Source organism: Mycobacterium hubeiense, assembly GCF_002838065.1.
GTDB lineage: Bacteria > Actinomycetota > Actinomycetes > Mycobacteriales > Mycobacteriaceae > Mycobacterium > Mycobacterium hubeiense.
The window spans coordinates 170,364-195,392 of sequence record NZ_PIZU01000001.1 but is presented as its reverse complement, the minus strand read 5'-3'; the positions used below and the strand labels follow the sequence as shown (position 1 = coordinate 195,392).

General features: G+C 66.4%; 24 protein-coding genes and 1 pseudogene. 17 read left to right on the top strand and 8 right to left on the bottom strand.

What is annotated here, in order from left to right; genetic code table 11:
• Window positions 1-92 precede the first annotated feature (92 nt).
• Together CWS39_RS00885 and CWS39_RS00880 are read left to right on the top strand one after the other, a co-directional pair.
• Window positions 93-1,013 (top strand): heme o synthase, encoded by a 921-nt coding sequence (locus tag CWS39_RS00885; protein ID WP_102141014.1) that lies wholly within the window; start codon window positions 93-95, stop codon window positions 1,011-1,013.
• Window positions 1,014-1,189: 176 nt separating this feature from the next.
• Window positions 1,190-2,137 carry a DUF1254 domain-containing protein gene (locus CWS39_RS00880; protein WP_102141013.1) on the top strand — a complete coding sequence of 316 codons (948 nt, stop codon included), beginning with the start codon at window positions 1,190-1,192 and terminating at the stop codon, window positions 2,135-2,137.
• Here the strand turns inward: CWS39_RS00880 and CWS39_RS00875 are convergent.
• On the bottom strand, window positions 2,134-3,108 hold the full coding sequence (locus CWS39_RS00875) for a quinone oxidoreductase family protein (RefSeq protein WP_102141012.1): 975 nt from the start codon (window positions 3,106-3,108) through the stop codon (window positions 2,134-2,136). The two genes, CWS39_RS00880 and CWS39_RS00875, sit on opposite strands and share 4 nt — an antisense overlap.
• Between CWS39_RS00875 and CWS39_RS30435 the strand changes: the two are divergent.
• A pseudogene (locus CWS39_RS30435) lies at window positions 3,098-3,370 on the top strand (hypothetical protein); the annotation flags it as partial. The gene CWS39_RS00875 and the pseudogene CWS39_RS30435 sit on opposite strands and share 11 nt — an antisense overlap.
• A 570-nt stretch (window positions 3,371-3,940) precedes the next feature.
• Here CWS39_RS30435 and CWS39_RS00865 read toward each other — a convergent pair.
• The 4 genes from CWS39_RS00865 to mptB all read right to left on the bottom strand — a co-directional run bounded on the left by CWS39_RS00865 (window position 3,941) and on the right by mptB (window position 8,604).
• Complete coding sequence (locus CWS39_RS00865) at window positions 3,941-4,909, bottom strand: COX15/CtaA family protein (protein ID WP_102141164.1); 969 nt, start codon at window positions 4,907-4,909, stop codon at window positions 3,941-3,943.
• Between the two features lie 191 nt (window positions 4,910-5,100).
• Complete coding sequence (locus tag CWS39_RS00860; RefSeq protein ID WP_233213311.1) at window positions 5,101-5,877, bottom strand: ABC transporter permease; 777 nt, start codon at window positions 5,875-5,877, stop codon at window positions 5,101-5,103.
• 76 nt (window positions 5,878-5,953) lie between these two features.
• Window positions 5,954-6,886, bottom strand: a complete 933-nt coding sequence (locus CWS39_RS00855) for an ABC transporter ATP-binding protein (RefSeq protein ID WP_102141011.1) — start codon at window positions 6,884-6,886, stop codon at window positions 5,954-5,956.
• Window positions 6,883-8,604 (bottom strand): polyprenol phosphomannose-dependent alpha 1,6 mannosyltransferase MptB, encoded by a 1,722-nt coding sequence (gene mptB / locus CWS39_RS00850; RefSeq protein ID WP_102141010.1) that lies wholly within the window; start codon window positions 8,602-8,604, stop codon window positions 6,883-6,885. Before mptB ends, CWS39_RS00855 begins: the two co-directional genes overlap by 4 nt.
• 90 nt (window positions 8,605-8,694) lie before the next feature.
• Here mptB and CWS39_RS00845 point away from each other — a divergent pair, with 90 nt between their 5' ends.
• From CWS39_RS00845 to CWS39_RS00815, 7 genes are read left to right on the top strand one after another with little or no spacing between them, the layout of a single operon-like run.
• A complete protein-coding gene (locus tag CWS39_RS00845; protein ID WP_431306065.1) occupies window positions 8,695-9,435 on the top strand; it encodes a helix-turn-helix transcriptional regulator in 741 nt (246 codons plus the stop codon).
• Complete coding sequence (gene sufB, locus CWS39_RS00840) at window positions 9,432-10,862, top strand: Fe-S cluster assembly protein SufB (protein WP_102141008.1); 1,431 nt, start codon at window positions 9,432-9,434, stop codon at window positions 10,860-10,862. Before CWS39_RS00845 ends, sufB begins: the two co-directional genes overlap by 4 nt.
• On the top strand, window positions 10,862-12,061 hold the full coding sequence (gene sufD, locus CWS39_RS00835) for a Fe-S cluster assembly protein SufD (RefSeq protein WP_102141007.1): 1,200 nt from the start codon (window positions 10,862-10,864) through the stop codon (window positions 12,059-12,061). Before sufB ends, sufD begins: the two co-directional genes overlap by 1 nt.
• Window positions 12,061-12,837 (top strand): Fe-S cluster assembly ATPase SufC, encoded by a 777-nt coding sequence (gene sufC, locus CWS39_RS00830; protein WP_102141006.1) that lies wholly within the window; start codon window positions 12,061-12,063, stop codon window positions 12,835-12,837. Before sufD ends, sufC begins: the two co-directional genes overlap by 1 nt.
• Window positions 12,838-12,841: 4 nt before the next feature.
• Window positions 12,842-14,098: a cysteine desulfurase gene (locus CWS39_RS00825; RefSeq protein WP_199177896.1), complete on the top strand. Its 1,257-nt coding sequence runs from the start codon at window positions 12,842-12,844 to the stop codon at window positions 14,096-14,098.
• A 1-nt stretch (window position 14,099) separates the two neighbouring features.
• Window positions 14,100-14,579 (top strand): Fe-S cluster assembly sulfur transfer protein SufU, encoded by a 480-nt coding sequence (sufU, locus tag CWS39_RS00820; RefSeq protein ID WP_102141005.1) that lies wholly within the window; start codon window positions 14,100-14,102, stop codon window positions 14,577-14,579.
• Complete coding sequence (locus CWS39_RS00815; RefSeq protein ID WP_102141004.1) at window positions 14,554-14,901, top strand: metal-sulfur cluster assembly factor; 348 nt, start codon at window positions 14,554-14,556, stop codon at window positions 14,899-14,901. Before sufU ends, CWS39_RS00815 begins: the two co-directional genes overlap by 26 nt.
• Window positions 14,902-14,914: 13 nt before the next feature.
• On the opposite strand, the gene CWS39_RS00810 is transcribed toward CWS39_RS00815, so the two are convergent.
• Window positions 14,915-15,184, bottom strand: a complete 270-nt coding sequence (locus CWS39_RS00810) for a hypothetical protein (protein WP_102141003.1) — start codon at window positions 15,182-15,184, stop codon at window positions 14,915-14,917.
• A gap of 142 nt (window positions 15,185-15,326) precedes the next feature.
• On the opposite strand from CWS39_RS00810, the gene trxA reads away from it, so the two are divergent.
• From trxA to CWS39_RS00790, 4 genes are all read left to right on the top strand, one after another.
• Window positions 15,327-15,692, top strand: coding sequence for a thioredoxin (trxA, locus tag CWS39_RS00805; protein WP_102141002.1), 366 nt, complete (start codon window positions 15,327-15,329; stop codon window positions 15,690-15,692).
• Between the two features lie 26 nt (window positions 15,693-15,718).
• Window positions 15,719-16,528, top strand: a complete 810-nt coding sequence (locus tag CWS39_RS00800) for an enoyl-CoA hydratase (RefSeq protein WP_102141001.1) — start codon at window positions 15,719-15,721, stop codon at window positions 16,526-16,528.
• A 13-nt stretch (window positions 16,529-16,541) separates the two neighbouring features.
• Entirely contained in the window at window positions 16,542-18,170 is a 1,629-nt protein-coding gene (locus tag CWS39_RS00795; RefSeq protein ID WP_102141000.1) for an ABC-F family ATP-binding cassette domain-containing protein, read from the top strand.
• 95 nt (window positions 18,171-18,265) lie between these two features.
• Window positions 18,266-18,466 (top strand): helix-turn-helix domain-containing protein, encoded by a 201-nt coding sequence (locus tag CWS39_RS00790; RefSeq protein ID WP_102141161.1) that lies wholly within the window; start codon window positions 18,266-18,268, stop codon window positions 18,464-18,466.
• 4 nt (window positions 18,467-18,470) lie between these two features.
• Here CWS39_RS00790 and CWS39_RS00785 read toward each other — a convergent pair whose 3' ends face one another.
• Window positions 18,471-19,034: a TetR/AcrR family transcriptional regulator gene (locus CWS39_RS00785; RefSeq protein ID WP_102140999.1), complete on the bottom strand. Its 564-nt coding sequence runs from the start codon at window positions 19,032-19,034 to the stop codon at window positions 18,471-18,473.
• Window positions 19,035-19,054: 20 nt separating this feature from the next.
• A complete protein-coding gene (locus CWS39_RS00780) occupies window positions 19,055-21,877 on the bottom strand; it encodes an aconitate hydratase (protein WP_102140998.1) in 2,823 nt (940 codons plus the stop codon).
• Between the two features lie 149 nt (window positions 21,878-22,026).
• On the opposite strand from CWS39_RS00780, the gene CWS39_RS00775 reads away from it, so the two are divergent.
• The 3 genes from CWS39_RS00775 to ripB all read left to right on the top strand — a co-directional run bounded on the left by CWS39_RS00775 (window position 22,027) and on the right by ripB (window position 24,928).
• Window positions 22,027-22,554, top strand: a complete 528-nt coding sequence (locus CWS39_RS00775; RefSeq protein WP_102140997.1) for an Rv1476 family membrane protein — start codon at window positions 22,027-22,029, stop codon at window positions 22,552-22,554.
• Between the two features lie 218 nt (window positions 22,555-22,772).
• A complete protein-coding gene (gene ripA, locus CWS39_RS00770; RefSeq protein WP_102140996.1) occupies window positions 22,773-24,203 on the top strand; it encodes an NlpC/P60 family peptidoglycan endopeptidase RipA in 1,431 nt (476 codons plus the stop codon).
• A 71-nt stretch (window positions 24,204-24,274) separates the two neighbouring features.
• Window positions 24,275-24,928, top strand: a complete 654-nt coding sequence (ripB, locus tag CWS39_RS00765; RefSeq protein ID WP_431306069.1) for an NlpC/P60 family peptidoglycan endopeptidase RipB — start codon at window positions 24,275-24,277, stop codon at window positions 24,926-24,928.
• Window positions 24,929-25,029: the final 101 nt, after the last annotated feature.

The following is a 25,029-nucleotide window of genomic DNA, read 5'->3' as shown; positions in this document are numbered from 1 at the left end:
GCAGGCGGCGTCACCCACCCGATACCCGTATCGGGCAGCGGTCTACCATCGTCTGTAGTAGAAGCCGCGTGACGCCACTGAGGAGTATCTGCGTGAGCATTCGCGAGCGCGTCGCGCCGAGCAGATTACGCAACACCCTTCTTGCGTACGTGGCGTTGACCAAGCCGCGGGTGATCGAGCTGCTGCTGGTCACCGCGATCCCCGCGATGTTGCTGGCCGACCGCGGCACCGTTGACCCGCTGCTCATTCTCAACACGCTGGTGGGCGGCATGCTGGCCGCCGCGGGCGCCAACACGCTCAACTGCGTGGCCGACGCCGACATCGACAAAGTGATGAAGCGCACCGCGCGCCGGCCGTTAGCCAGGGCCAGTGTGCCCACCCGGCACGCGCTGGTGTTCGGCCTGGTGCTCTCCGTCGGTTCGTTCTTCTGGTTGTGGTGGACGACGAACCTGCTGTCGGGGCTGCTGGCCGTCGCGACCATTGCGTTCTACGTGTTCGTCTACACGCTGCTGCTCAAGCGCCGCACGTCGCAGAACGTGGTGTGGGGCGGCGCGGCCGGCTGCATGCCGGTGATGATCGGCTGGTCGGCGGTCACCGGCACGATCGGATGGCCGGCGCTGGTGATGTTCGCGATCATCTTCTTCTGGACGCCGCCGCACACCTGGGCGCTGGCCATGCGCTATAAGGACGACTACAAGGCGGCGGGCGTGCCGATGCTGCCGGCCGTGGCCACCGAGCGCCAGGTGACGAGGCAGATCTTGATCTACACCTGGCTGACGGTGATCACCACGCTGGTGCTGGCGCTGGCCACCGGTTGGCTGTACGCATCCGTGGCGCTGCTGGCGGGTGTCTGGTTCCTGGTGATGGCCCATCAGCTGTACGCCGGCGTCAAACGCGGTGAGCCGGTCAAGCCTCTGCGGTTGTTCCTGCAGTCCAACAACTATCTGGCCGTGGTGTTCTGCGCGCTGGCCATCGACTCGGCGCTGGCGCTGCCCACGCTGTTGGGGGCATAGCTAGCTCGACTGACCTCGAAACTGTAGTTACCGAGGAGAAGATCGAGTGGGGGCCACGGCAACTACAGTCTCGCGGTGCGCCCTCCACGTTCGCGCGGCTGGCGACGCCGACGGCACGCGGGATTAACCTGCCGATTCGTCAATTGCCCCATTGCGGGTCGCAGTAAGGTTCGGCCATGGCGGTCCACGTCTCACCCGACAATTTCATCCGCGCCGAATCCGACGTCTACTTCGCCGGCATTGTCAAGGACGGCGGCTTCGCCAAGTTCACCCACAACCGGGAACTCACCCCGCCGGATAAACAGATCGTCATCAGGCAGAACCGCGACACCCTCTACTCGGCCGCCGTATTCGACCTCGACGCCGGACCGGTGACCCTCAGTCTGCCCGACACCGGGGGGCGGTTCAGGTCGCTGCAGATCATCAACGAGGACCAGTACACGCTGAAGGTGGTGTACGACAGCGGAGATGTTGGCCTCACCAAGGACGAGATCGGCACCCGCTACGTCGTCGCCGCGATGCGGATCCTCATCAACCCGAACGACCCCGCCGACATCGCGGCGGTCCACAAGCTGCAGGACGCGACCGTGGTTGCCCAGGACAACCCAGGGCGCTTCGACGTTCCGGAATGGGATCCGGTGAGCCAGAATATTGTTCGGGACGCACTCATCACGCTCGCCTCAACGCTGCCCGACACCAGGCGAATGTTCGGCACCGCGCAGGACACCGATCCGGTGCGCCGGCTCATCGGGGCCGCCTCCGCGTGGGGTGGGAATCCCGAAAAGGACGCGCTGTATCTCACCGTCAATCCACAACACAACGACGGCAGCACGGTGTACCGGTTGACCGTCGGCGAAGTTCCGGTGGACGGGTTCTGGTCGGTGATCGTCTACAACAAGGACGGGTTCATCACCCCCAACCCGCAAAACACCTACTCGCTCAACAACATCACCGCGGTCAAGGACGCCGATGGCAACACCACCGTCCAGTTCGGCGGCTGCGACGGCGGGGTGCCGAACTGCCTGCCGATCACGCCGGGCTGGAACTACATGGTGCGGCTGTACCGACCGCAGCAGCAGATTCTGGACGGCACATGGACGTTCCCGGAGGCGCAACCCATCTAAGGCACCAGCACCACCGAGCCGACGGTCTTGCGGCCCTGCAGATCGCGGTGTGCCTGCTCCGCGTCTGCTAGTGGATAGCGGTTGCTGACGGTGATTTTGAGCGTGCCCGCCGCGATTGCGTCGAGCAGTTCACCTGCCCGCCAAGCGAATTCGTCAGACGTGCGGGTGTAGTGCACCAGCGTCGGGCGAGTCAGGAACAGCGACCCGGCAGCGTTGAGTCGCTGTGGGTCGAAGGGCGGGACGGGCCCGCTAGACGCGCCGAACAACGCCAGCGTGCCGCGGATCGCCAGGCTGGCGATACTCGCGTCGAACGTCGCGGCGCCGACACCGTCGTACACCGCGGCGACACCCTGGCCGTCGGTGAGTTCGCGGATCTTCGCACCGAACTCCTCGGGGTCGTCCGGATAGTCGAGCACCTCCACGGCCCCAGCCTTGCGCGACAGTTCGGCCTTCTCCGGAGTGGACACCGTGGTGATGACCTTCGCCGCCATGCTCGTCGCCCACTGCGTCAGGATCAGCCCGACGCCGCCCGCGCCGGCGTGCAACAAGACCGTATCGCCCTGCTGGATCGGATACGTCGACTTGATCAGGTAGTGCGCGGTCATCCCTTTCAACAGCGCTGATGCCGCCACATCGGCACCCACGCCCTCGGGGACGTAGGCGCAGAAATCCGCTGGCGCCGTGGAGTATTCGGCGTATGCGCCGGAGGCCTGCGCGGTGACCACGCGATCGCCCACCCGCAGCGCCGCGACGTCGTCTCCGACCGCCTCGACCGTGCCGCAGACCTCGTTGCCGACGACGAACGGCACCTCGCGTGGGTACTGCCCGGATCGGAAGTAGGTGTCGAGGAAGTTCACCCCGATCGCCTCGGCCTTGATCAACACTTCACCAGGGCCAGGCGAGGGCTGGGGCTTCTCGACGTAGGTCAGTACTTCGGGCCCGCCGGTCTCGGCGACTTCGATGGCACGCATGGTGACTAGTCTGCCTGTTGTGAAGCTTGCCCGGCCGGACGTGTTCCACCCGCGCATCGTGCTGGCCAGTTGTCCGGCCTTGCCGGAGGGGGACGGCGACGACGCCGAGCTGGTCGCGGTGCTGCGCAAGCGCGGGCTGCATGCCCGGTGGTTGTCCTGGGACGACCCGGCCACGCTCGACGCCGACCTGGTGATCCTGCGCGCGGCGTGGGACTACATCGAGCGGCTCGACGAATTCTTGGCCTGGACGCGCCGGGTCCGCCATCTGCTCAATCCGCCAGACGTTGTGGCGTGGAACACCGACAAGCGCTATCTGGCCGACGTCGCCGCCCGCGACGTGCCGATCGTGCCGAGCTGGTTTTTCGCCCCCGGCGAGCAGGTGCGGATTCCCGCCGGTGAGGTGGTGGTCAAGCCGTCGGTGGGGGCGGGTTCGGTTGGGGCGCAACGGTTCACCTCGGCTCGCGAAGCCCGGCGCCATGCAGAGCAACTACAGGCAGATGGGCGCACCGTATTGGTGCAGACCTACGACGCCCGGGTGGAGGACGGCGAGACGGCGCTGGTCTTCCTCGGCGGCAAGCAATCGCATGCGTTCACCAAGGCCGCGATCCTGCCGGCGTCGGGACGGCCGGTGTTCGACGAGTCCGGCACCTACGCCGAGGAATCACTGACCCCGGCCGAGCCGGACTTCGAACTCTGGGACGTCGGAGCCGCGGCGCTGGCCGCCGCGGCCGCCCACCTCGGCATCAACGTCGGCGACTTCCTGTATGCCCGAGTCGATGTGATCGGTGGACCCGACGACCCGCGGCTGCTGGAGCTGGAGCTGGTCGAGCCATCACTGGGTTGGCGGCAACTCGACGCCGACACCCGCGCCCGCCGGCAGCGCGACTTCGCGCTCGGTGTCGAGGCGGCCCTGGAACGGCTCGGGCTCGGTCCGCTCTCGCATCGAAGCCCATAGCGCGGCGGTGGCGGCCGTGCAGGCCGCAGCGCCGGCAACGTGCAGGGCCACGAGTGCGGCGGGCACACCGGTGAAGTACTGCACGGTGCCGACCAGTCCCTGGGCGCAGACCAGCACCAGCAGCACGCCGAGCCGAAGCATCACCGACCGTGATGCTTTCACCGCCACCAGGGCAAAGCCCAGGGCGACCAGCAGCGACAAATACGCGACCAGCAGCGACGAGTGCATGTGCACCAGCGTGGTGATCTCGACCTGCAGACGCGGGATGGTCCGGTCGAGGCTCTTGTCGCCGGCGTGCGGGCCGGCCCCCGTCACCAGCGTGCCGGTCACGAGTATCGCGGCGAGCGCCACCCCGCACAGCAACGTCAACTGCCGCAACGGTTTCGGCACCCGGCGTACGGGGATGCCGTTGTCGGGCTCGCCGACTTTCACGTACAGCAGCACCGACAGCCACACCATCGTCATCGACGCCAGCAGATGGATGGCCACCGTCCACCACAGCAGCCCCGTCAACACCGTGATGCCGCCGATCACCGCCTGCACCACCGTCGACGCCGGCATCAGCCAGGCGTAGACAAGGACTTCGCGACGGCGTCGCGCCCTGGTGACGGCGAGCACCGCCGCTGCAGCTGTCAGCACCACCAAGAAGGTGATCATGCGGTTGCCGAATTCGACGGCCTGGTGGATGCCCGCGACCTCCGGATGCGGGATCGGGGTGAAGCTACCCGGGAAACACTGCGGCCAGGTCGGGCAGCCCAGGCCCGACGCGGTGACGCGGACGATTGCGCCCGTGACGGCGATGCCGCCCTGCGTCAGGATGACCAGGAATGCGATGGCGCGCTGCATCCGCAGGCTGGGCAGCGGCAGGAGGTCGACCAACCGCAGGAACACGCGTCGCACGGTCCGATGGTATGCGACAGCCAACTACACCCCGTAGTAGGGCGTCTGTTTGCGCCGAATTGGGAATTCCCGGTCGTTGAGCGGCTGCTTTCACGACCATGGCTTCTGTTTCGGCGAAGTAGCGGGCAAGTCAGCCGTCAGGTGAAGCGGAACCAGCGCAGCGCACACACGGCAGCGACGCCGCCCCACACCGCGAGCACGGCGAGGCCGAACCAGTCGACGGACAGCGTCATCGCCTGCGACAAGGCTTCGGTCAGCGCGCCCGACGGCGTCAACCGCGCCACCAAGGCCACACCGCGCGGAACGGCATCGCTTTCCAGGGTGAGCGCGCCGAATCCGGCGAACACGAACCACAGCAGATTGGCGACCGCGAGGACAATCTCGGCGCGCAGGGTGCCGCCCAGCAATAAGCCCAAGGCGGCGAAACCGGCGGTGCCCAGCGCGATGATCGCCGCGCCGAGCATCAGCCCCGCGATATGAGGCCGCCAACCCAGCGCAATCCCGATGGCGCCCAATAGAATTGACTGCAGAAATACGACGGCCACCACGGCCGACGACTTACCGGCGATGATGCCCCAGACCGGCAGTGCGGTCGCGCCCAGTCGCTTCAGGGCGCCGTAGCGCCGGTCGAATGCCACCGCGATGGCTTGGCCGGTGAACGCCGTCGAAATCACGGCCAGCGCCATGATCGCCGGCGTGAACGTCGCGGCCCGATCATTGCCGAACGACCCCAACGGCAGCAGCGTCAACCCGACCAGCAGTGTGATCGGGATGAACATGGTGAGCAGCAGCTGCTCGCCGTTGCGCAACAACAACTTCAGCTCGAGTGCAAATTGCGCCGCCAGCATCTTCGGCACGGGCGCGGGCCGCGGATCGGGCGTAAACGTCCCGGGTGCAAAGCGATTCACGGCCAAACCTCCATCGAGACTGCGCACAGATCGCGATTTCGCGCGAATTCACGATCTGAGTGCAGTCTCGGCGCAAAGGCAGTCATCCGCGTAGCTCCCGTCCGGTCAGGTCCAGGAACACGTCCTCCAGGCTGCGCTGCTCGACGCGCATATCGGTGGCCAGCACATTGAGCCGGGCACACCAGGCCGTCACGGTCGCCAGCACCTGCGGATCGATGTGACCCTCGACGAGGTACTCACCCGGTGAGGTCTCAACCGCTTTGTAGTTCTCCGGCAGCGCCGAAATCAGCAGCGACAAGTCCAGCATCCGCGGCGCGCGAAACCGCAGCTGGTTCTCCGCACCGCTGCGCATCAACTCCGCGGGCGTGCCGGTGGCCACCGCGACACCGTGGTCGATGATGACGATGCGGTCGGCCAGCTCTTCGGCCTCCGTCAGATGATGGGTGGTCAGGACGACGGTGACGCCGTCGCGGCGCAACGCGTCGATGAGCTCCCACACCACGATGCGGGCGTGCGCGTCCATTCCCGCGGTCGGTTCGTCAAGGAATACGAGTTCGGGCCGGCCGACGACCGCGCAGGCCAGCGCCAGGCGCTGCTGCTGGCCGCCGGACAGCCGCCGATAGGTCGTGCGCGCGGCCTCGGTGAGCCCCAGCGTGTCGAGCAGCCATTGCGGGTCCAGCGGGTTGGCCGCATACGCCGCAACGAGATTGAGCATTTCGCCGGCGCGCGCCGCGGGATACGCGCCGCCGCCCTGCAGCATCACACCGATGCGCTCGCGCACCTGCGCGTTATCGGTGAAGGGGTCCAGCCCGAGGATCTCGATGGTGCCCGCGTTCGGACGGATGAAGCCCTCGCACATCTCCACCGTCGTCGTCTTCCCGGCGCCGTTGGGACCGAGCAGCGCCAGCACCTCGGCGCGCTGCACGTCGAGGTCAAGGTCGCAGACTGCCGTCGTCGAGCCGTACCGCTTGGTGACCCCGCGCAGTTGCACGGGGTGGGCTGAAGCGGTGGTCACGAAGATTCAGCGTAGGCGTCGGGCTTCGCGGGCCGCGGTGCCGGTGGCCCCGGCTCGACGTCGGGCGGCGCGGGGTGCAGCGCGGCCTCGATTTCGGGGCCGGCGTCGGGCAGCCGCCGCCACGGCAGCCGGTAATAGGTGAGCGCGATCAGGGCCAACACGATCACGGTGCTGGCCAGCGTGGCCATCACGATCTGGAACAACGCGAACCTGTCACCGTTCGCGGTTGGGCCAAAGATGCCCACGACCAGCGTGATCGCGATCGTCGCACCGCGGAACGCCGGACGGGTGGCCCACGCGGCGAGGGGAATGATTGCCCACAGCAGATACCAGGGCTGCACGACCGGGAACAGCAACACCGTCGCACCGAGCGCGACGCCGAGCCCGCCGACGGGATGCAGCCGTCCGCGCAGCACCGCCAGGAGCAACCAGGACACCAAAATCGCGATGATGATCACACCGATGCCACGCGTCAGTCCCAGCACGGCGGTGGTGTGATCGCCGAGCCCCAGCAGGATTCCGACCTGCCCGGTGCCGAGCGCCAAGAGGGTCGGCGGGGACATCCAGCTGCGCACGACGTTGGCGGTGCCCAGCGTGAAGAGCCAGCCGAAGCCAAGGCCACTGGCCCAGCCGATGATGGCCATCACCGCAAGCGACAGCGCCCCCAGCGAACCGCCGGCAACCAGAAAAGCTTTGACGGTCCCGCCCCAGCGGTAGGCAAGTGCCGTCGCCACAAAGCCCAACGCCAGCAGCGACGGCAGCTTCACTTGGGACGACATTGTGATCAGCACTATGCCCACCACCAACATGCTCATCGGCCACCAGCGGGCCCATTCGTCGCGGCCCCGTGGCCAGGTGAGCGGACGGGGGAGAAGCCGTCCGCTTGCATCGACCCCGCGCATGGCGAACTCGGTACCCGCAAGCATCAGCCCCAGCATCAGCGCCTCGTTGTGGATACCGGCCACCAAGTGCATGAACAGCAACGGGTTACACGCGCCCAACCACAGCGCACTGACTTCGGCCACCCCGCAGCGACGGGCCAGCCGCGGCGTCGCCCACACGATCAGCCCGACCCCGAGCAATACGACCAGTCGGTGGAAAAGCACTGCGGCGACGATGTTTTCGCCGGTGAGCGCCGAGATGCCTTTGCCCATCCACAAGAACAGCGGCCCGTAGGGCGCCGGGGTTTCCCGCCACAGGCTGGGCACCGACAACGTGAACACGTGATCCAGACCCAGTCCGGTGGCCGGGCCGACGCGATAGGGGTCGAGGCCGTTCAGCGCGATCTGGCTCTGCGCCAGATAGGAGTAGACGTCCTTGCTGTACATCGGCGGCGCGATCAGCAGCGGCAGCGCCCACAGCAGCAGCGTGCGGTCCAGCTGGCTGCGCGACATCCGCCGGCTGCCCAGTGCGAAGCGGCCGAGCATCAGCCATGCCAGCGCCATCATCACCGCGCCGGTGGTCGTCATGGTCAGCGACACCGTCTGGATGCGCGACGGCAGATTGAGCAGCCGCACCCCGAACGTGGGATCCTGGACGACCGGACGGGCGCCGGCGCCCAGCGCGCCGATCGCCATCAAAACCGTGCCGGTGGCCCCGAACAGCCGGGTCCGGCGCATCGCGATGACCTCGGCGTCGTTGAGCGGCGAACCCACCGCCCGTTCGTCGGCGTGCCAACGGGCGACCGACGAGCTGAGGGACTGTAGGCGAACGGCCACGTCAGCAGCGTAGCCGCCAGGGGCTATGGCCCCCGTCACGTAAGGGTGCCCTTGCTAGAACCGTTCGCCGAATTCCGTCACAATGGTGTTGTGAAAATCCATCCGGAGATCGAGAGCACGCCCGTCGTGCCCGTTTCGGATGGTCACACCCGCCGCGCCATCATCCAGCTGCTGCTCGAAGGCCCGATCACCGCAGGCCAGATTGGTGAGCGGCTCGGCATCTCGGCGGCGGGTGTACGTCGGCACCTCGACGCGTTGATCGAGGCTGGTGACGCACAGGCCAGCGCCGCGGCGACCTGGCAGCACCACGGCCGGGGCCGGCCGGCGAAGCGGTACCGGTTGACGTCGGCGGGGCGCGCGAAGCTGGGCCACACCTATGACGACCTGGCTGTCGCCGCGATGCGCCAGCTGCGCGAGATCGGCGGCGACGAGGCGGTGCGCACTTTCGCCCGGCGCCGCATCGACTCGATCCTCAGCGGAGTGAGCGAGGGGCCGGAGAACCTTGAAGCGAAGGCCGACAGGGTGGCCACGGCGCTGACAAAGGCCGGCTACGCGACGACCACCACCCCGGTCAGCGGGCCGATCCACGGCATCCAGCTGTGCCAGCACCATTGCCCGGTATCGCACGTCGCCGAGGAGTTCCCGGAGCTGTGCGAGACCGAGCGGGAGGCCTTCGCGGAGATCCTGGGCACCCATGTGCAACGGTTGGCGACCATCGTCAACGGTGACTGCGCGTGCACCACGCACGTGCCGCTCGACAAGCCAGTAATGCTTCGGCGCACAGCCCGCACCGAAGCCACCACCACGACCCACCAAGGAGCGTCGACATGACGACCACCCCGGAGACGCAACTGACCCAGGACGAAGCCATTGCCTCACTGGGCCGTTACGGCTATGGCTGGGCGGATTCCGACATCGCGGGCGCCAGCGCACAGCGCGGGCTGTCCGAGGCTGTGGTGCGCGACATTTCGGCGAAGAAGAACGAGCCGGAGTGGATGCTGGAGACCCGGCTGCGGGCGCTGCGGACGTTCAACAAGAAGCCGATGCCGAAGTGGGGTTCGAACCTCGATGGCATCGACTTCGACAACATCAAGTACTTCGTGCGCTCGACGGAAAAGCAGGCCGCGTCCTGGGAGGAACTCCCCGAGGACATCCGCAACACCTACGACAAGCTGGGCATCCCGGAGGCCGAGAAGCAGCGGCTGGTGGCCGGTGTAGCTGCGCAGTATGAGTCCGAGGTTGTCTACCACCAGATCCGGGAAGACCTTGAGGCCCAAGGGGTTATCTTCCTCGACACCGACTCCGGTCTGCGCGAGCACCCGGACATCTTCAAGCAGTACTTCGGTACCGTGATCCCGGCCGGCGACAACAAGTTCTCCGCGCTGAACACCGCGGTGTGGTCGGGCGGCTCGTTCATCTACGTGCCGCCGGGCGTACACGTCGACATCCCGCTGCAGGCCTACTTCCGGATCAACACCGAGAACATGGGCCAGTTCGAGCGGACGCTGATCATCGTCGACGAAGGCGCCTACGTGCACTACGTGGAGGGCTGCACTGCGCCCATCTACAAGTCCGACTCGCTGCACTCGGCGGTGGTCGAGATCATCGTGAAGCCCGGTGGCCGTTGCCGTTACACGACGATCCAGAACTGGTCGAACAACGTCTACAACCTCGTCACCAAGCGCGCTCGTGCCGAGGCCGGCGCCACCATGGAGTGGGTCGACGGCAACATCGGCTCGAAGGTCACCATGAAGTACCCGGCCGTGTGGATGACCGGCGAGCACGCCAAGGGTGAGGTGCTCTCGGTGGCGTTCGCCGGCGAGGGCCAGCACCAGGACACCGGCGCGAAAATGCTTCACCTTGCGCCGAATACGTCGAGCAACATCGTGTCCAAGTCGGTGGCGCGCGGCGGTGGCCGGGCGTCCTACCGCGGCCTGGTTCAGGTCAACAAGGGGGCGCACGGGTCGCGGTCCAGCGTGAAATGTGATGCGCTGCTGGTCGATACGATCAGCCGCAGCGACACCTACCCGTACGTCGACATCCGCGAGGACGACGTCACGATGGGCCACGAGGCCACCGTGTCCAAGGTCAGCGCCGATCAGCTGTTCTATTTGATGAGCCGCGGGCTGACCGAGGACGAGGCCATGGCGATGGTGGTGCGCGGCTTCGTCGAGCCGATCGCCAAGGAACTGCCTATGGAGTACGCGCTGGAGCTCAATCGCCTGATCGAGCTGCAAATGGAAGGCGCGGTGGGCTAGTGGCTTCCGAACTCACCACGGCCGTCGAAGGAATCACGCCGGGATCATCGTTGGCTGACGCCAACAAGGGCGAGCTGTTCACATCGTTTGATGTCGACGCATTTGAGGTGCCACACGGGCGCGACGAGCTCTGGCGCTTCACACCGCTACGCCGGCTGCGTGGCCTGCATGACGGCTCGGCCCCGGCCACCGGCAGTGCGCTGATCGAGGTGACCGAGCGCCCCGGTGTGACGATCGAAACCGTACAGCGCGGCGATGAGCGTCTCGGCCAAGGCGGCGTCCCAGCCGACCGCGTTGCTGCGCAGGCGTTTTCGTCGTTCGGCAATGCGACCATCGTCACGGTGTCCAAAGGGGCCGCCCCCGAGGAGCCCATCGACATCACCGTCACCGGGCCCGGTGAGGATGCCACCGCCTACGGACATCTGCAGGTGCGGGTCGAGGAGCTGGCCGAAGCCGTCGTCGTCATCGACCAGCGCGGCAGCGGAACCTACGCCGACAACATCGAATTCGTCGTCGGCGACGCCGCCCGATTGACCGTCGTCTCGGTCTCCGATTGGGCCGACGACGCCGTCTACGTCAGCATGCACCACGCCGCCCTGGGCAAGGACGCGGTGCTGCGGCACGTCGCGGTGATCCTCGGCGGCGATTTGGTGCGACTGACCGCGCGGGCGAAGTTCTGCGCGCCCGGCGGCGATGCCGAGCTGCTCGGCCTGTACTTCGCCGATGACGGCCAGCACTTCGAATCACGGCTGCTCGTCGACCACGCCCAGCCCAACTGTCGCTCACATGTGACGTACAAGGGTGCGCTTCAAGGCGATCCGGACTCCAAACGACCCGACGCGCACACGGTCTGGGTGGGCGATGTGCTGATCCGCGCCGAGGCGACCGGCACCGACACCTTTGAGACCAACCGTAACCTGGTGCTCACCGACGGCGCCCGCGCCGATTCGGTGCCCAACCTGGAGATCGAGACCGGCGAAATCGTCGGCGCCGGACACGCCAGCGCCACCGGACGATTCGACGACGAGCAGCTGTTCTACCTGCAGGCGCGCGGCATCCCGGAGGACCAGGCCCGCAGACTTATCGTGCGCGGCTTCTTCGGCGAGATCATCCAGCAGATCGCCGTGCCCGAGATTCGCGAACGCCTGACCGACGCCATCGAACACGAACTTGAACTAACTGAAGGAATTCTGCACTGATGACGACACTGGAAATCAAGGACCTGCACGTCAGCGTCGCTGCGACCGAATCGGCCGAGGAGATCCCGATCCTCAAGGGCGTCGACCTCACCGTGAAATCCGGCGAGACGCACGCGCTGATGGGTCCCAACGGATCCGGCAAGTCGACGCTGTCCTACGCGGTGGCCGGTCATCCCAAATATGTGGTGACGTCCGGCTCCATCACGCTGGACGGGCAGAACGTGCTCGAGATGACCGTCGACGAGCGTGCTCGTGCGGGGCTGTTTTTGGCCATGCAGTACCCGGTCGAGGTGCCCGGCGTGTCGATGTCGAATTTCCTGCGCACTGCGGCCACTGCCGTGCGGGGCGAAGCACCGAAACTCCGGCACTGGGTCAAAGAGGTCAAGTCCGCGATGGAGGCGCTCGACATCGACCCGTCGTTCTCCGAACGCAGTGTCAACGAAGGCTTTTCGGGCGGCGAGAAGAAGCGACACGAGATCCTTCAGCTGGCGTTGCTCAAGCCGAAGATCGCGATTCTCGACGAGACCGACTCGGGTCTCGACGTCGACGCGCTGCGCGTGGTCAGTGAAGGCGTGAACCGCTACGCCGAAGAGGTGCACGGCGGTGTCCTGTTGATCACCCACTACACCCGGATCCTGCGCTACATCCAACCGCAGTTCGTCCACGTCTTCGTCGGCGGACGCATCGTCGAATCCGGCGGCCCCGAACTCGCCGACGAACTGGACGCCAACGGCTACGTCCGCTTTACCCAGCAGGCTGCAGCTACAGGGGCGTGAGCCTATGACGATCGAGGCGAGCCGGGCTCTGGATCTGGACGCCGTTCGCGCGGACTTCCCGATCCTCAAGAGGGTGGTGCGCGGCGGATCGACGTTGGCCTACTTGGATTCCGGGGCGACGTCGCAGAAACCGGTGCAGGTGCTCGACGCCGAGCGGACATTTCTGACCACCTCCAACGGCGCGGTGCATCGCGGTGCGCACCAGCTGATGGAGGAGTCCACCGACGCCTACGAGCAGGGCCGAGCCGATATCGCGGCGTTCGTCGGTGCCGACGCCGACGAGCTGGTGTTCACCAAGAACGCCACCGAGGCCATCAACCTCGTGGCGTACACGTTGGGCGACAACCGGTTCGACCGAGCGGTAGGTCCCGGCGACGTGATCGTCACGACAGAGTTGGAGCACCACGCGAACCTGGTTCCGTGGCAGGAGTTGGCCCGGCGTACCGGCGCGACTTTGCGCTGGTACGGCGTCACCGACGATGGCCGCATCGATTTGGACTCACTGCAGCTCGACGATCGCGTGAAAATTGTTGCGTTCACCCATCATTCGAATGTGACGGGCGCGATCGCGCCGGTGGCGGAGCTGGTCTCGCGGGCCAAGGCAGTCGGCGCGCTGACACTGCTGGACGCCTGCCAGTCGGTGCCGCATCAGCCGGTCGATCTGCATGCCCTTGACGTCGACTTCGCCGCATTCTCCGGCCATAAGATGCTGGGCCCCAGCGGGATCGGTGTGTTGTACGGGCGGCGAGAGTTGCTCAACGCCATGCCACCGTTCATCACCGGCGGTTCGATGATCGAGAACGTCACGATGGAGGCCAGCACCTACGCGCCTGCGCCGCAACGGTTCGAGGCCGGCACCCCGATGACGTCGCAGGTGGTCGGCCTTGCCGCCGCGGCCCGGTACCTGCGCGACATCGGCATGGCCGCGGTAGAAGCCCACGAAAACGAACTCGTCGCCGCCGCGTTGGAGGGTCTGTCGGCGATCGAGGGCGTGCGGATCGTCGGGCCGACGACGTTGGACGGCCGCGGGTCACCGGTGGCGTTTGTCGTCGACGGGGTGCACGCCCACGACGTCGGGCAGGTGCTCGACGACGATGGCGTCGCGGTGCGGGTCGGGCATCATTGCGCGTTGCCGCTGCACCGCCGGTTCGGCATTGCCGCGACCGCGCGCGCGTCGTTCGCGGTATACAACACGCCCGATGAGGTGGACCGGCTGGTTTCGGGCGTACGCCGCGCCGTCGACTTCTTCGGCAGGGACTGACGTGCGGCTGGAGCAGATCTATCAGGAAGTGATCCTCGATCACTACAAGCATCCGCACCACCGCGGGCTTCGTGAGCCGTTCGGCGCCGAGGTGTATCACGTCAACCCGGTCTGCGGAGACGAGGTCACGCTGCGGGTGGCGCTTTCGCAGGACGGTGAACAGATCGTCGACGTGTCGTATGACGGGCAGGGCTGCTCGATCAGCCAGGCATCGACCTCGGTGCTGGCCGATCAGGTGATCGGCCAGAGCGTCGGGGATGCGTTGAAGACCGTCGCGGCGTTTACCGAGATGATTTCCTCGCGGGGGACAATCGAGGGCGACGAAGATGTCATCGGCGACGGCGTGGCATTCGCCGGCGTCGCGAAGTACCCGGCGCGGGTGAAATGCGCGTTGCTGGGTTGGATGGCGTTCAAGGACGCGCTCGCGCAGGCATCCGACGACTTGGAGGTAGATGATGAGCGAAACCGCCGCACCGGGTGACGAGCTGCTCGCCGACATCGAGGAGGCGATGCACGACGTCGTCGACCCGGAGCTCGGGATCAACGTCGTCGACTTGGGCCTGGTCTACGGGATGAACGTCGAGATGGGCGAATCCGGACCCGTCGCGCTGATCGATATGACGCTGACGTCGGCGGCCTGTCCGTTGACCGACGTGATCGAGGATCAGTCGCGCACCGCGCTCGTGGGCGCCGGCCTGGTCGATGATTTGAAGATCAACTGGGTGTGGAACCCGCCGTGGGGTCCGGACAAGATCACCGAGGACGGTCGCGAACAGCTGCGCGCACTGGGCTTCACCGTCTAGCAATCTCAACGTGCTAGGGCGCGCCGTTACGACGCCCGAGGATCAGATCCTTGATCTCTGTGAGCTGCTCGTCCACCGAGCGGAAGTTCGCTCGGGTTTCGTGCCGGAAGTCGGCGACCGTTGTCTCAAGTGAATCCAGCCGACGACCGTGCTCACGGACCGTCGTGGCCAACTCACGTTGATTGGCGCCCAGCGCGTTGACGGCGGCGAGCACGGCGCGATAGTCGGCGTGCGATGCTTCCAGCGCCGCAACCCGAGCCTCGAGATCCTCCAACGTCGCCACGGCATCACCCTATGGCAGACACCGCGCCTCATCAGTCGCCAATGCTGCCGATTGTGGATAACTGGCTGCGCGATGCACCGCTTCGCGCGAAACCAGTAGGCTGCAGGGAACATTTGCCCAGTACGCGGCGTTTGGAGAAAGCATGAGCACGGTAGACATTACGGCCGAACAGTTCAACGACACGGTCACCGACAACGAGATCGTGTTGGTGGACTTCTGGGCGTCCTGGTGCGGCCCGTGCAAGGCGTTCGCGCCGACGTTCGCGGCATCGGCGGAGAAGCATCCCGACGTCGTCCATGCCAAGGTCGACACCGAGGCTGAGCAGGCGTTGGCCGCCGCGGCCGACATCCGGTCCATCCCGACGCTGATGGCGTTCAAGAAGGGCAAGCTGGTGTTCAACCAGGCCGGCGCGCTGCCCCCGGCGGCGCTCGAGGAACTCGTGCAGAAGGTCAAGGAGTTCGACATCGACGCCGCGATCGCCGCACAAAACGACGGCCAACCCGAGTGACAAACCGCACGCGATAGCGTGCACGGGTGAACTATGTCCTGGTAGATCGCCCGCGGCCCAACGTCGCACTGGTGACCCTGAACCGGCCCGAGCGGATGAACTCCATGGCGTTCGACGTCATGGTCCCGCTGAAGAAGGTTCTCGAAGAGCTGACCTACGACAACTCGGCCCGTGTGATTGTGCTCACCGGCGCCGGTCGCGGGTTCTCCTCCGGCGCCGACCACAAGTCGGCCGGCTCGGTGCCCAACGTCGACGGGCTCACCCGGCCCACCTACGCGCTGCGCTCGATGGAAGTGCTCGACGACGTCATCCTGGCGCTGCGCAAGATGCACCAGCCGGTGATCGCCGCGGTGAACGGCGCCGCGATCGGCGGCGGCTTGTGCCTGGCGCTGGCCGCAGACATCCGCGTCGCCGCAGAAGGCGCCTACTTCCGGGCCGCCGGCATCAACAACGGCCTGACCGCCAGCGAGCTGGGGCTGAGTTATCTGCTGCCGCGCGCGATTGGCTCGTCGCGGGCCTTCGAGATCATGCTCACCGGGCGTGACGTGGACGCGACCGAAGCCGAGCGCATCGGCCTGGTGTCGCGCGTGGTGTCCCAGGACGAGCTACTGGACACCTGCTACGGGATCGCCGAGCGGATCGCGACGTTCTCGCGGCCGGGAATCGAGTTGACCAAACGCACACTATGGAGTGGACTGGACGCCGCTAGCCTGGAAGGGCATATGCAGGCCGAGGGCCTGGGCCAACTCTACGTGCGCCTACTCACCGCCAACTTTGAAGAAGCGGTTGCCGCGCGCGCCGAGAAGCGGGCTCCGGTCTTCACCGACGACAAATGATGAGGAGAGCAGCGTGATCACCGCAACGGACCTCGAGGTCCGCGCCGGCGCGCGCACGCTGCTCTCCACAGACGGGACGGCGCTGCGGGTGCAGCCCGGCGACCGCATCGGCCTGGTCGGGCGCAACGGCGCGGGCAAGACAACCACCATGCGCATCCTCGCCGGCGAGGGCGAACCATACGCGGGCACCATCACACGCACCGGTGAAATCGGTTACCTGCCACAGGATCCCAAAGAGGGCAACCTCGACGTGCTGGCCCGCGACCGGGTGCTCTCGGCCCGCGGGCTGGACACGTTGCTGGCCGACCTGGAAAAGCAACAGGCGTTGATGGCCGAGGTGGTCGACGACGCCGCCCGTGACAAGGCCGTCCGTAGATATGGTCAGCTCGAAGAACGGTTCTCCGCCCTCGGCGGGTATGCGGCCGAGAGCGAGGCGGGGCGCATCTGCGCGAGTCTCGGTCTGCCCGAACGTGTTTTGACCCAGCCGCTGCGCACGCTCTCCGGTGGTCAGCGCCGGCGCGTGGAGTTGGCCCGCATCCTTTTCGCCGCGAGCGACACCGGCGCAGGGTCGTCCACGACGCTCTTGCTCGACGAACCGACCAACCACCTCGACGCCGATTCGCTGGGCTGGCTGCGCGATTTCCTGAGCAGTCACACCGGTGGGTTGGTCGTCATCAGCCACAACGTCGATCTGCTCGCCGATGTGGTGAACCGGGTCTGGTTCCTCGACGCGGTGCGCGGGGAAGTCGACGTGTACAACATGGGTTGGCAGAAGTATCTCGATGCCCGTGCCACCGACGAGCAGCGGCGTCGTCGCGAACGTGCCAACGCCGAACGCAAGGCCGCCGCACTGCGCACCCAGGCCGCGAAGATGGGCGCCAAGGCCACCAAAGCCGTTGCCGCGCAGAACATGTTGCGTCGGGCCGACCGGATGATGGCCGCCCTGGACGAAGAGCGGGTGGCCGACAAGGTGGCCCGAATCAAGTTCCCCACCCCGGCGCCGTGCGGCCGTACTCCGTTGGTCGCCAGGGGGTTGACCAAGAACTACGGCTCCCTGGAGGTGTTCACCGGCGTCGATCTGGCCATCGACCGCGGGTCCCGGGTCGTGGTGCTGGGCCTCAACGGCGCAGGCAAGACGACACTGCTGCGGCTGCTGGCTGGGGTGGAGACCCCCGACGCCGGCGGGCTGGAGCCGGGGCACGGGCTCAAGATCGGCTATTTCGCCCAGGAGCACGACACCCTCGACGACACCGCCACGGTGTGGGAGAACATCCGTCACGCCGCACCCGACACCGGCGATCAGGATCTGCGAGGACTGTTGGGCGCGTTCATGTTCAGCGGCGCTCAGCTCGACCAACAGGCCGGCACGTTGTCCGGCGGCGAGAAGACACGGCTCGCCCTCGCGGGCCTCGTCGCCTCCACCGCGAACGTCTTGCTGCTGGACGAGCCGACCAACAACCTGGATCCCGCGTCACGCGAACAAGTGCTGGATGCCCTGCGCAGCTACGTCGGGGCGGTGGTCCTGGTGACCCATGATCCCGGCGCCGCGGAAGCGCTCGACCCGCAACGGGTGGTGCTGCTGCCCGACGGCACCGAGGATTTTTGGTCCGACGACTACGCGGACCTCATCGAATTGGCGTGAGCGTAAATCTAAGACGTTCACCAAATTCACCCGCGGGCGTGTGACGGCTTCCTACGCTGGGTATCCGTCGGGGCATCGGAAGCGGGGAGATGTCGATGAGGAAATCCAACAAGTCCCGTGAGCAGTTGATGCAGGAGCTGCGCAGCGCCTACGAGGGGGGTGCCAGCATCCGGAAGCTTGTGGAGTCGACGGGCCGCTCGTACGGCTCGATCCACAGCATGCTGCGCGAATCAGGCACCGCCATGCGCAGCCGCGGGGGACCCAATCACCGCACCCGGCGGCGCGCCGCCAGTTGACGCGTCACTTGTGCCGTACCGATTCCTCGACGAGGTCCAGTACGGCACTGAGCTTTTCAGGGTCATCACCTGAAGCCAGCCGGGCCACCAGACCGTCCAGCACCAAGTCCAGGTAGGTCTGCAGCACCGCGCTGGGCACATCGTCGCGTAGCCGACCGGCTTGCTTCTGACGACGCAACCGGGCGTTGGTGGCCGCGGACAGCTCGGCGGAGCGTTCCGACCAGCCCCGGTTGAAGTCCGGGTCGTTGCGCAGTTTGCGCGCGATCTCCAACCGGGTGGCCAGCCAGTCGAATTGCTCCGGCGCGGCAAGCATGTCGCGCATGACCTGAATCAGGCCCTCGCGCGACGCCACGTCGGCCATCCGCTCGGCGTCCTCACGGGCCAACTCGAAGAACAGTGTGTCCTTGTCGCGGAAGTGGTGGAAGATGGCGCCGCGCGACAGCCCGATGGTTTGTTCGAGCCGCCGCACGGTCGCCTTGTCGTACCCGTACTCCGCGAAGCACCGCCGGGCCCCATCGAGGATCTGGCGGCGCCGGGCGGCCAGATGATCGTCAGTTACCCGGGGCAACGAAGTGCCTCTCGACCGGACTACTTGGACCGCAGCATGTTGCGCAGCACGTACTGCAGGATGCCGCCGTTGCGGTAGTAGTCCGCCTCTCCCGGGGTGTCGATGCGCACCACCGCATCGAATTCCACTGCGCTGCCATCCTCTTTGGTGGCCTTGACGTGCACCGTCTTCGGCGTCTTGCCCTCGTTGAGCGTCTCGATGCCGGTGATGTCGAACGTCTCGGTGCCGTCCAGCTTCAACGATGCCGCCGACTCCCCTTCGGGGAACTGCAGCGGGATGACGCCCATACCGATCAGGTTGGAGCGGTGGATGCGTTCAAACGACTCCGCGATGACCGCTCGCACGCCGAGCAGCCGGGTGCCCTTGGCCGCCCAGTCACGCGACGAGCCCGACCCGTACTCCTTGCCGCCCAGCACCACCAGCGGAATCCCCTGCGCCGCATAGTTTTGCGCGGCGTCGTAGATGAACGCCTGCTCGCCACCCTTGGTGAAGTCGCGGGTGTAGCCGCCGGACACGTCATCGAGCAGTTGATTGCGCAGCCGGATGTTCGCGAACGTGCCGCGGATCATCACTTCGTGGTTGCCGCGCCGGGAACCGTAGGAGTTGTAGTCCTTGCGGTCCACCCCGTGCGAGTCGAGATACTGCGCGGCCGGCGTGCCCGGCTTGATGCTGCCGGCGGGGGAGATGTGGTCCGTCGTGACCGAATCACCTAGCAGGGCCAGCACTCTGGCGCCCGTGACGTCGGTCACCGGCTCCGGCTCGGCCGGCATGCCGTCGAAGTACGGCGGCTTGCGCACATACGTCGAATCCTGGTCCCACTCAAAGGTGTTGCCACTGGGGGTGGGCAGGTTGCGCCAGCGATCGTCGCCCTTGAACACGTCAGCGTAGTTCTTGACGAACATCTCCTGGTTGATCGCGCTGGCGATGGTGTCGTTGATGTCCTTCTGCGACGGCCAGATGTCGCGCAGGTACACCTCGTTGCCGTCCTTGTCGCGGCCCAGCGGCTCGGTCTCGAAGTCGAAGTCCATCGTGCCGGCCAGCGCGTAGGCGATCACCAGCGGCGGCGACGCCAGATAGTTCATCTTCACGTCGGGGTTGATTCGGCCCTCGAAGTTGCGGTTTCCGGAGAGCACCGCGGTGACCGACAGGTCGTTGTCGTTGACGGCCTTGCTGATCTCCTCGGGCAGCGGGCCGCTGTTGCCGATGCACGTGGTGCAGCCGTAGCCGACGAGATAGAAGCCCAGCTTCTCCAGGTACGGCCACAGCCCGGCCTTGTCGTAGTAGTCGCTGACCACCTGCGAGCCGGGGGCCATCGACGTCTTCACCCACGGCTTGGAGGTCAGCCCCTTCTCGACCGCATTGCGGGCCAACAGCGCAGCGCCGAGCATCACCTCTGGGTTGGAGGTGTTGGTGCACGACGTGATCGCGGCGATCACCACCGCGCCGTGGTCGAGGATGAATTCGCCACGCTCGTCGGATTTCACCTCGACCGGCTTGCTCGGCCGGCCGTTCGATCCGACCGCGGCCGACGGCACCACCGCGTCGTCGTCGGCGAACGCCAGGCTCGCCGCGGGGTCGCTCGCCGGGAAGGTCTCCTCGACGGCTTCGTCGAGCTTGGTGTGCTCGACAGGCATGTGTTCTTCGACGTAGTTGTGAATGTCCTTGCGGAACGCCGTCTTTGCGTCCGACAGCGCGATGCGATCTTGCGGACGCTTGGGTCCAGCGATTGACGGCACCACGTCGGACAGGTTCAGCTCGATGTACTCCGAGTACTTCGGCTCCCGCGTGGGGTCGTGCCACATGCCCTGCTGTTTGGCGTATGCCTCGACGAGCGCCAGCTGCTCCTCGCTGCGGCCGGTCATCCGCAGATAGTCGACGGTGACCGCGTCGATCGGGAAAATCGCTGCGGTGGAGCCGAATTCGGGGCTCATATTGCCAAGCGTCGCGCGGTTGGCCAACGGCACCTCGGCGACGCCTTCACCGTAGAACTCGACGAACTTGCCGACCACGCCGTGCTTGCGCAGCATCTCGGTGACGGTGAGCACCACATCGGTGGCCGTCACGCCGGGCTGCCGCTCGCCGGTCAACTTGAAGCCGACGACGCGGGGGATGAGCATCGACACCGGCTGACCCAGCATGGCCGCCTCGGCCTCGATGCCGCCGACACCCCAGCCCAGCACGCCGAGGCCGTTGACCATCGTGGTGTGTGAGTCGGTGCCGACGCAGGTATCCGGATACGCGACGCCGTCGCGCTCCCACACAACCCTGGCAAGGTATTCGATGTTGACCTGATGCACGATGCCGGTGCCGGGCGGCACCACCTTGAAGTCGTTGAACGCGCCCTGCCCCCAGCGCAGGAACTGGTAGCGCTCACCGTTGCGCTCGTACTCGATCTCGACGTTGCGCTCGAACGCGTCGGCGCGGCCGAACAGATCGGCGATCACGGAGTGGTCGATGACGAGGTCGGCGGGCGCCAGCGGGTTGACCTTGTCGGGGTCACCGCCCAGCTCGGCGACGGCCTCACGCATGGTGGCCAGGTCGACGATGCACGGCACGCCGGTGAAGTCCTGCATGATCACCCGCGCGGGGGTGAACTGGATCTCCGTGCTGGGCTCGGCCTCCGGATCCCAGTTGGCGATGGCCTGGATGTGCTCCTTGGTGATGTTGGCGCCGTCTTCGGTGCGCAACAGATTCTCGGCCAGCACCTTGAGGCTGTAGGGCAGGTTTTCGGTCCCGGGTACCGCGTCGAGGCGGTAGATCTCGTAGCTGTTGGCCCCGACCGTCAGCGTGTCGCGGGCTTTAAAAGAGTTCAATGACGAATTCGCCGTATTACCTTTGCTCACATCAACTCCCGGCTCGATATCGCCGCGACGGGCTGTGTCGACGGCACCTCTGATCCTAACAGTACGCTTGTCCTGCAAAACACCCGTGGGGTTGTTTTCGATGCGCGTGCCTGTTACTGGTCTGGGTACCCATCACGTACGGTGCTTCTGTGACCGGACCGAACGTGATTCCGTTCCTGCCCGCCTACATCCCACCCGACGTCGACATGGATGCGGTGAAGGCAGATGTCGGCGATGACGGCGTCTACGCACCGGGCGCGGACGTCCACGGATTGCAGCAGGTGGTCGCCGACGCTCGCCAGGACGGCATCGACCTCAAGATCGTGGTGATCGACAAGAACCCGCCGATCGACACGCCCCTGCGCGATATCGCCACCGAGGTCGGCGAGGCCTATCCCGGAGCAACGGTTCTGGCAATCAGCCCGTCATTTGCCGGTACCTATAGTCCGACGTTCGATCGGGTGACACTGGAAGCCGGCCAAGACGTCGCCAAGACCGGCAACCCGGTGCAGTCGGCGCAGAATTTCGTCGACCAGATACAGACTCCGGACTTTCCCTGGACCGCATTGACGATCGTGCTCACACTCGGCGTCCTGGCGGCCGCCGTCGCCACCCGTATCCTGCAGGTTCGTGCCAAGCGGGCGGAGCAGACCGACACCACCGCCGACGCGCAGTAACCAGTCAGACGCCCAGCGCGGCAATTCTTTTATCTCTTTTCGGTCACACTCCATTCAATTACAAGAATGTAATTTGTGACTAGAGTTTCTTTGGCGTCAGTTGTGACGTACGGTGCAGAAGGTACCTAATGTTGTAGTTGAGCTTCATGTGACTTCTGCGCATGGGTGGCCACGAAAGTGTCGACACGTTCGCGGTGAGCCATAGGAGACCTGACTCGATGAGACGCATCCCTCGCGCCTCTGCTTCCCGGTGGTACGGCCGACTCGTCGCCGCGCCGCTGATTGCCGGGATGCTGATGGCTACCGGGCTGCCGGGTCGCGTCGACCCCGCGGCTGCAGAACCGGGCGGTCCCGACACGATCGCCGCACTCGTCGCCGACGTCGCCAACGCCAACCAGAAGTTGCAGGAGCTCGGCGCGGCCATCCAGACGCAGCAGGAAAGCGTCAACAAGGCAATCGTTGACGTGCAGGCGGCGCGGGATGCCGCGGCCGCAGCCCAACAACAGGTGCAGGCCAGCCGGCAAGGCGTCCAGGAGGCCACCGCCGCGATCACCGCGGCGCAGCGGCGGTTCGACGAGTTCGCCGCCGCCACGTATGTCAACGGCCCGTCGAGCTCGTATCTGACTGCGGCGGACCCTGCCGACGTCGTCGAGACCGCGTCGGCCAGCCAGACGCTGTCCGCCAGCGCCGAGCAGGTGATGACCAACTTGCAGCGGGCCCGCACCGAGCAGGTCAACCGGGAGTCCGCCGCCCGGCTGGCCAAGCAGAAGGCCGATCAGGCCAGCGCGGACGCGCAGTCCAGTCAGGATGCGGCGGTCTCGGCGCTCAAGCAGGCGCAGCAGACCTTCGCCGCCCAACGGGATGAGCTGAACCGGTTGACGGCCGAGCGGGACGCCGCGCAGGCCAAACTCGCCGCCGCGCGCACCTGGGCGGCGTCCGCAACAGCGCAGCAGCGCCCCGCCTCGCCCACGGCGAGCAGCGATCCGGCGGCCAACTGGGACAAAGCGCCCGGTGCGCAGGCCCCGGCAACCCGCAATTGGGACAACAGCTTGTGGGATCCCACGCTGCCGGCGATACCCAGCGCGTTTGTCAGCGGCGATCCGATCGCGATTGTCAATGCGGTGCTGGGCATTTCGGCAACTTCGGCGCAGGTCACCTCCAACATGGGCCGCAACTTCCTGCAGCGGATCGGGCTGTTGCCGACGCCCACCGGATACACCAACGGCGCGATCCCGCGAGTGTATGGCCGGCAGGCCACCGAATATGTGATCCGGCGAGGCATGTCGCAGCTGGGCGTGCCGTACTCGTGGGGTGGTGGGAACGCCGCCGGACCCAGCCGAGGCATCGACTCCGGTGCGGGCACAGTCGGTTTCGACTGCTCGGGCCTGATGCTCTACGCGTTCGCGGGGGTCGGCATCAAGCTGGAGCACTACTCGGGTTCGCAGTACAACGCCGGCCGCAAGATCCCGTCGTCACAGATGCGCCGCGGCGACATGATCTTCTACGGCCCCAACGCGAGTCAGCACGTCGCGCTGTACCTCGGCAACGGCCAGATGCTGGAGGCGCCCTACACCGGATCGGTGGTCAAAGTATCGCCGGTGCGCACTAGCGGCATGACACCGTACGTGACCCGGCTCATTGAATGGTGATGGGAAACTCCTTGCGTCTCAAACTATTACGTCTTCTGAAGGCGGCGGTGCTGGTTGTGCCCGCGGTCGCAATGCTGATCGGGCTGGCGGGCCCTGCCGCGGCCGCGCCGGGCGACGACCAGTGGGATCCGACGCTGCCGAAACTGATCAGCGCCGGTGCGCCGGGCGACCCGCTCGCCATCGCCAACGCGTCGATCGCGGCCAGCGCGCAGGCCACCCAGGTGACGATGGATTTGGGCCGCAAGTTCCTGGCCAGCATCGGCATCGGCGGCAGCCCGGCAAGCGTCGCGCCCACCGGTGCGGCCGCCGGCCGGGTGCGTGGCCCGCAGGCGATCGAGTACGTGATCCGCCGGGGCGGCTCGCAGATCGGGGTGCCGTATTCGTGGGGCGGCGGCAAGCCCAACGGGCCCAGCCGCGGTATCGACTCCGGCGCCAACACCGTCGGCTTCGACTGTTCGGGCTTCACGCAGTTCTCGTTCGCGGGGGTGGGCGTGCTGATCCCGAAGTACTCCGGCGACCAGTACGACACCGGCCGCAAGGTGCCGGTGGCCCAGGCCAAGCGCGGCGATCTGCTGTTCTGGGGCCCCGGCGGCAGCCAGCACGTCGCCATCTATCTCGGCGGCGGGCGGATCCTGGAAGCCTCGGGCAGCGCGGGCAAGGTCACGGTCAGTCCGCTGCGCACGGCGGGTTTGCAGCCGTACGCCGCGCGCATCATCGAATCCTGAGCGGGGCCTGAGCTAACGCTGAGCAGTCCCGGCCAACGTCGACGGATCACGAAGTGCCTGGAATAGTTGACGGCGGGCACCAGGCTGCCCGCGCATGACCG